The sequence below is a fragment of the Bacteroidota bacterium genome (genome assembly GCA_016183775.1).
GTDB lineage: Bacteria > Bacteroidota > Bacteroidia > JABDFU01 > JABDFU01 > JABDFU01.
Genome location: JACPDY010000018.1, coordinates 1 through 6,868 on the forward strand (window position 1 = coordinate 1; position 6,868 = coordinate 6,868).

The 6,868-nt window shown below is 39.4% G+C and carries 4 protein-coding genes; 1 reads left to right on the forward strand and 3 read right to left on the reverse strand.

Annotation, left to right across the window (positions count from 1 at the left end; translation table 11 throughout):
• Positions 1 to 102: 102 nt before the first annotated feature.
• Positions 103 to 417 carry a hypothetical protein gene (locus tag HYU69_02615; GenBank protein MBI2269230.1) on the reverse strand — a complete coding sequence of 105 codons (315 nt, stop codon included), beginning with the start codon at positions 415 to 417 and terminating at the stop codon, positions 103 to 105.
• A 253-nt stretch (positions 418 to 670) separates the two neighbouring features.
• Between HYU69_02615 and HYU69_02620 the strand changes: the two genes are divergently transcribed.
• Positions 671 to 3,742: an SBBP repeat-containing protein gene (locus tag HYU69_02620; GenBank protein ID MBI2269231.1), complete on the forward strand. Its 3,072-nt coding sequence runs from the start codon at positions 671 to 673 to the stop codon at positions 3,740 to 3,742.
• 20 nt (positions 3,743 to 3,762) lie between these two features.
• Here the strand turns inward: HYU69_02620 and recQ are convergent, their stop codons facing one another.
• The gene (gene recQ, locus HYU69_02625; protein ID MBI2269232.1) at positions 3,763 to 5,919 is read right to left on the reverse strand and encodes a DNA helicase RecQ; all 2,157 of its coding nucleotides are present in this window, start codon (positions 5,917 to 5,919) and stop codon (positions 3,763 to 3,765) included.
• Positions 5,920 to 6,092: 173 nt separating this feature from the next.
• Positions 6,093 to 6,530, reverse strand: a complete 438-nt coding sequence (locus HYU69_02630; GenBank protein MBI2269233.1) for a peptidylprolyl isomerase — start codon at positions 6,528 to 6,530, stop codon at positions 6,093 to 6,095.
• Positions 6,531 to 6,868 lie beyond the last annotated feature (338 nt).

Consider the following 6,868-nt stretch of genomic DNA (forward strand, 5'->3'; position numbering starts at 1 on the left):
ACCTTCTCGTTCTGCTTCCTGGAGGATACTATACTTCTCTTCCGGGGTAAACTTTCTTTTTTCTTTGGTCATTTTCCCTAATTTTACTGTGACTAAATTAATTTAATTAATTTGTCCAGTCTTATAGGGGGCTAAGACATTATCATACAAAACTTCAATACTTCCGATTAATGACCGAAGTTTAAAGTCAACACTATTTTTTGAATGATATACATTCAGGCTTTCCAAAATTAATTCATGCAAATAATTTTTAAGTTTTGGTAATTGTTTAATGTATTTTTCTTCCTTTATTAATCTGGCCTCACTGTATTTATCCTGATTATCAATAGCATCGAACAAATTGACATAATTATTTACTTCACGATCAGATGTGTTGGCCGTATATAATTTAAAAAAGCGCTTTTCCGCCTTGCTCATTGATTTAATCAATGAAAATAGTTTATGAGAGCTGGTTTTGGGCATAGAATATAGAATCGAAATAATACATCATTCAGAATGGACCATTGCCTAAAATACAAAAATCTTGCTTTTAATTACAGAATTTCACATTTAAATTATTTTGGATTTGAAAGAATAAAAAAAAAATGAATTGAATTGAGTAATAACAGAATATAAATTTGTTACATCTTCAATAATGCAGAATGGCCAAATGCTTATTAAAACAGGCAGAATGAAAAATATATTATTTTTCTGTATAACGCTTGGTGCAATTAGTGTCAGGGCGCAAATTTTGCCCGGCAAGGAATCTGGCACTGATTCAAAGTATCCTATTAACAAATCTTTAAAAGGTAATGGAATGGTCTTTACTCAAAATAAAGGACAGATAGTTGATATGAACCAACAGGCGCGCCCTGATGTATTGTATAAAGGTAATGGTGGCGGGATTGATGTGTATTTGCGCAAAACAGGAATAAGTTATGTATGCAGTAACCTGGGCAAAGAGCTGCACGAAATTAAAGAGCAAGTAGAAGAAAAAGAAAAGAAAGACCACTTATCCAAACATGAAGCACAGGAACTAAAAAATAAATTAGAACAGGAGGCAGAAATAAAAATACACCGGTTAGATGTTGACTTTGTAGGAGCAAACCCTAGCCCGGAAATACAAACAGCCGATCAGGTAGAAGGCTATACAAATTATTACTATGCCCACTGCCCGCAAGGAATCACTAATGTTTATTCATATAACACTATAATTCAGAAAAATGTGTACAAAGGGGTTGATGTAAAATATTATGGAGGAAAAGAACATGGATTAAAGTATGACATCGTGGTAAATCCGGGCGCCGATCCACATCAAATAAAATTAAAATATTCAGGAGCAGAAGTCATGCTGGAAAATGAAATATTAAAAGTTAAAACTCCTTTAGGAGATGTTATAGAATACTTACCAAAAGTATATCAGGTAATAAATGGAAAAATTGTAGATGTAGAAGCTAAATATGTGTTAACTCTCATTTCAGAAGTTGAAACGTATGTTAACTTCTCGGTTGCTGGATATAATTCCTCATATCCGTTGATTATTGATCCATATTGGGCAACATATTTTGGAGGAGATAAGTCAGAGTTTGGTACCGGGATTGCTACAGATCCGAATGGTAATGTAGTTATTTCCGGAACTACTTATGGTGGTATTTTTCCTGCTGTGGCGAGTGGCGTCAATATAGTTTGGCAACCAGTTTTTGGGGGAGATGTTGCAGACGCCTTCGTGGCGAAATTCAATCCGACCGGTAACCTATTATGGGCAACCTTTTATGGGGGAAACAAACGGGATGAAGGTACCGGAATAGGTACTGATTTTTCAGGCAACATTGTTCTTACTGGTTGGACTCAATGGATTATGCCGGGTGTGAGTTTTCCAACCGGAGCAAGTGCGGGTAATGTAATTTGGCAGAGTGCCGGAGGAGGAGGGAATGAGGCATTTATAGTAAAGTTCGACGCGAATGGTAATCGCCTGTGGGCTACCTTATACGGGGGGAATAAATGGGATCAGGGGAATAGTATTGCAACAGATCTTAACGGTAATGTGATTATTACGGGTTTTACATTGGGTGGGACATTCCCTATGGCAAAAACAGGTGTAAATATTGTCCAACAAGCGACTTTTGGGGGAGGTTTTGATGATGCTTTCCTTGTGAAGTTTTCCCCCACCGGAGGACTTCTATGGGCCACATATTGTGGAGGGGCAAGCGATGATGAAGGGAATGATATTGCCACAGATAGCGGAGGCAATATTGTTATTACGGGATGGACTGCCTCGGTCAATTTTCCAATACTCACTTTGGCATTAGCATACTCACAGGCTCCTGGCGGTGCAGATGCATTTGTAGTGAAATATAATACCGGTGGCGTACTTATTTGGTCAACTTATTATGGAGGAACTTCCACAGAGAAGGGTGTGGGTATTGCAACAGACTATGCAGACAATATTGTTATTACCGGATATACTTTTTCGACCGATTTTCCGGTTGGGGCAACTGCTGGAAATGTTATTCACCAGTCATCTTTATTAGGAACTGGGTGGGCTGCAGATGCCATTGTTGTAAAATTCGACAAGAATGGTTTGCGTCAGTGGGCCACATACTATGGGATTAGTAATCCCGCAAGTGTTTTTGGAGCATGGGCAGATGACATTGCTACTGACGGAGATAATAATATTTTCCTTTTAATGGAAGAAGAAGACACATATATTAATCCTGTCATTATTTCTACTCTCGCTGATGTATGTGCCTGGCAACCAAATTTTGGCGGCAAAGAAGATCAAATCATTGTAAAATTCGTGGCGAATGGGGAAAAAAAATGTGCAACTTATTTGGGTGGAACTGGTGAAGACGATATAGATTCTGGTGGAGGAATAGCCATTTTTGGTAATTCGTTGTTTATAACAGGATATAATTTAGATGGAGGGTATCCGGTCAGTGCTGGTGCATGGCAAACAGTTAAGGATATATGGGCTTCAGATGCCTTTGTAGCCTCCTTATGCACTAATATTTGTGAGGGTAAAATTCTTAGTTTAGACTTCTCGGAAAGCACCAATGATATATGCCCCAATATACCTATTACTTTTACGCCTACCGTTGCTAACTCCTGTGATACCACAGGCTATAAATTTCATTGGGTATTTACAGGAGGTAATCCTGCAACTTCCGATTCTGTAAAACCAACAATTTTATTTTCCCATGCAGGAACTCATGATGTTAAATTAGTGGTTACCACAATTTGTAAAAAGGATAGTATTGTAAAAATCAATAACATTACCGTCAACAGTTGCGGCTGTTCGTTATCTTCCCAAACAAACGTGAATACCAATGTTAGTTGTAATGGAGGTAATAATGGAAGTGCTACTGTTGTAATAAGCAATGGCAGCGGTGGAAACTATACTTATAAATGGAGCAATGGAAGTACTGGTATAACCACAGCTACAAGTATTTCCGTTACAGGCTTATCAGCAGGAGTATATACAGTAACTATTTCAGGGGGAATGTGTACATCTTCTTCCACAGTAACAATAATTTCACCCCCACCTATAATAGGCCAATTTACCAAAGGTACAGCCGACTGCACAGGTTGTGGTTGCAAGGAATGGATAATGGTAAATGCAACAGGCGGCACAAACCCTTATATTTATAATTGGCCGGATGGATATATTAATAGATATAAAAATACACTTTGCCCGGGTACCTATTCTGTAAATGTTAAGGATAAGAATGGATGCAGTATAATTGTTAATGTTACTGCACCGTAATACAATACCTGAAATCTTTTTTACCCATTCTCCCTCCTCCAATCATTTACAACCGCACGTATTTCTCCATAACTGGCTGTATTTCCCAAAACTTCCTTCAGCACACCGAGTGATTGATATCCATGCGTTTTAATGGCCCCTTTAATCGGGAGAATCTTTTCCAATGGCACCAATTGCGTTACTTTTAACTGTCCTTCATAAATAAAATGTGCCAGATGACTTTCGATCGTTGATTGGGCAAGACTTCTGTTTTGTGCAATTTCTGATATGCTCTTACCCTGCTTAAACAATTGTAATGTATATGATTTCGTATCCGACCCGGTATCTTCACGTTGGCGCCTTTCCCGCTTGGGAATTTTGGCCGATATCCGTGAGCTTAAATTATTACTCCGGCAATATGCTTTAATATCTTCCAGAAATAATTCTCCGTATCGCGCCAGTTTCACGTCACCAAAGCCCGATATTTTGCGGATATCGGAAAGGCTGCCGGGCAGGAATGTGGCCAATTCCACCAAAGTGGCATCAGATAAAATAATGTACGCCGGAACATTTTCTTTCTTCGCTATTGATCTGCGGGTCTCCTTCAAATGATTTAACAATACTGTCTCGCAAGGTGCCTGTTGTTGTTTATCCTGTTTAACATCTTCATCACTTCGTGAAACCGATTTGGTAAGTAACACCCGCTCCTCCCCTTTCAATACCGCGGCACTTTGGGCTGTCAACTTTAATACCGGGTATTCACCTTCACTTTGTTCGATCAAACCCAGGGCCATCATGTCGCGCAGGTATGTTAACCATTGCTGTTTACTTATGTCGGCACCCGCGCCATACGTTTTAAGCTGTTTGTGGTGCTCACGCATTTTCTCTGACTTCGACCCCCGCAAAAAATCAACAACATAATTCATCCCGAAACCCTGGTTCAACCGCGATATGGCTGACAGAGCCTTTTGTGCTATAATTGTGGCATCTTCCTTCTCATAATTACTCAGGCACACGTCACAACTGCCGCATGTCGCAGGTGCTTCCTCACCGAAATAGTTCAACAGATATTTCCTCCTGCATGAACGTATCTCACACAAACGTGCCATCTGGCCGAGTTTATCCAATAGTATACGCGTTTGATCAGGATTATTTTCAATAGTGGCAAAATGACGGAGTTTGATCACATCACCTGCTCCATAATACAGGATCGCTTCACTCTTCAACCCATCACGACCTGCCCTGCCTGTTTCCTGATAATAACTTTCAATATTCTTTGGCAGGTCGGCATGAATAACAAAACGTACATTCGATTTATTAATACCCATACCAAAAGCGATAGTAGCGACAATGATCCTTATATCATCGCGCAAAAATTCCTCCTGGTGCTTCTCCCTCACCTCCTTATCTAATCCGGCGTGGTAGGGCTTTGCCGAAAAGCCTTCGCGCTGCAGCTTTAAGGCCAGCGATTCAGCACCATCGCGTGAAAGTGTATAAATAATTCCCGCGTAACTTTCATGCCTGTTCAAATAATCAACAAGCCGGTCAAAATAATTTCGTTTGGGCTCAACAAAATAATGGATGTTTTCGCGGTTAAAACTGGAAACAAACACTTGTGGATGGTTCAAGTCAAGCCGCTCAAGAATGTCGTTTTTTGTCAATTCATCAGCTGTGGCCGTAAGCGCAATAACCGGAGTTGAAGGAAACTGTTTTTTGAGTTGGGAAAGCGACCTGTATTCGGGCCTGAAATCATGTCCCCACTGTGAGATACAATGAGCTTCATCGATTGCAAACAGTGATACATTCAGCTTTTTGAGAAATTGTATGAAATTAACCTCCGTACCAACAAGCCGCTCAGGTGCAACATACAGGAGTTTTATTTCATTATTCTGCAGCTGCGAAATAATATCTTCCTGCTGTGAATAGCTAAGTGTTGAGTTCAGAAAAGCTGCATTGATACCATTTACACGAAGAGCATCCACCTGGTCCTTCATTAATGCAATAAGAGGAGAGACCACAACGGTCAATCCTTCAAAAACTAGAGCGGGAACCTGATAACAAAGCGATTTTCCACCGCCAGTCGGCATTAACACAAATGTGTCCTTGCCATTCAGTACATTTTGTATGATCATTTCCTGGTTAAGGCGAAATGAGCTGTACCCGAATTGGTTCTGAAGAATTTCTTTTGCCCGCACCATAATAGAGATTATACCGAATTAGATTATTATATACAATTTCAAAAATATATATGGGGAAAAATTTAGAGCTTTCGTGCTTTGGTGCCAAAATCCAATTGCCACTAAAGCACAAAAACACTAAAACCCACAAAAAAATTTATTCGATATAAACTCTAATATAAAAAGAAATAAATCTACTTATCGATCACAACGATCTTTTGAATTTTATCGCCCTGGCGGATCTGATCGATCACATCAAGTCCTTCCACAACTTTCCCGAATACAGTGTGATTCCTGTCGAGATGTGATGTGTTATCCCTGCTATGACATATAAAAAACTGCGATCCGCCTGTATCTCTTCCGGCATGTGCCATTGAAAGAACGCCGCGGTCATGGTATTGGTTATCTCCGGTGAGTTCACATTTTATTTTATAACCAGGCCCGCCGCTGCCGGTACCTGTAGGACAGCCTCCCTGAATCACAAAATTTGGAAGTACCCTGTGAAAATTCAACCCGTCATAAAACCCTTTTTTGGCGAGGTCGGTAAAATTTTTAACGGTGCCCGGAGCATCTTTTTCAAAGAATTCAACTTTCATAATTCCTTTGTCGGTGTGTATTTCAGCTTTTAGCATATGAAGTGTTTTTTGTTTTTTCAAAAGTAGGAAAATAATTATAGTAAAACAGATTAGTTAAGAGCCTCCTCTGTAAATTAGGTTATGGTTAAAAAAAAATAAAACTCCTCTGCATTGCCAAGCAACAATACCATGTTCTAAAATTGAAATGGGTGTTTGCTTTAAATTCATTCCGATAAATCACAGGTCGCCCCGATGGGCAATGTCATTAAGTTCTATATTATATTGCTCTTTTATAGTTAGTTAATGTTTGATGTTTCCCCAAAGGCTTGCTACGCATTTTTCTTCTTTTAAAGGATCTTCCTATTCTTATGGGCTCATAATATTGTTGTTGTAGT

What these genes read in the sequence shown, in the direction of transcription:
- recQ (MBI2269232.1), bottom strand. Translation starts at nt 5,919, where the DNA reads ATGGTGCGGGCAAAAGAAATTCTTCAGAACCAATTCGGGTACAGCTCA.
- HYU69_02615 (MBI2269230.1), bottom strand. Translation starts at nt 417, where the DNA reads ATGAGCAAGGCGGAAAAGCGCTTTTTTAAATTATATACGGCCAACACA.
- HYU69_02620 (MBI2269231.1), top strand. Translation starts at nt 671, where the DNA reads ATGAAAAATATATTATTTTTCTGTATAACGCTTGGTGCAATTAGTGTC.
- HYU69_02630 (MBI2269233.1), bottom strand. Translation starts at nt 6,530, where the DNA reads ATGCTAAAAGCTGAAATACACACCGACAAAGGAATTATGAAAGTTGAA.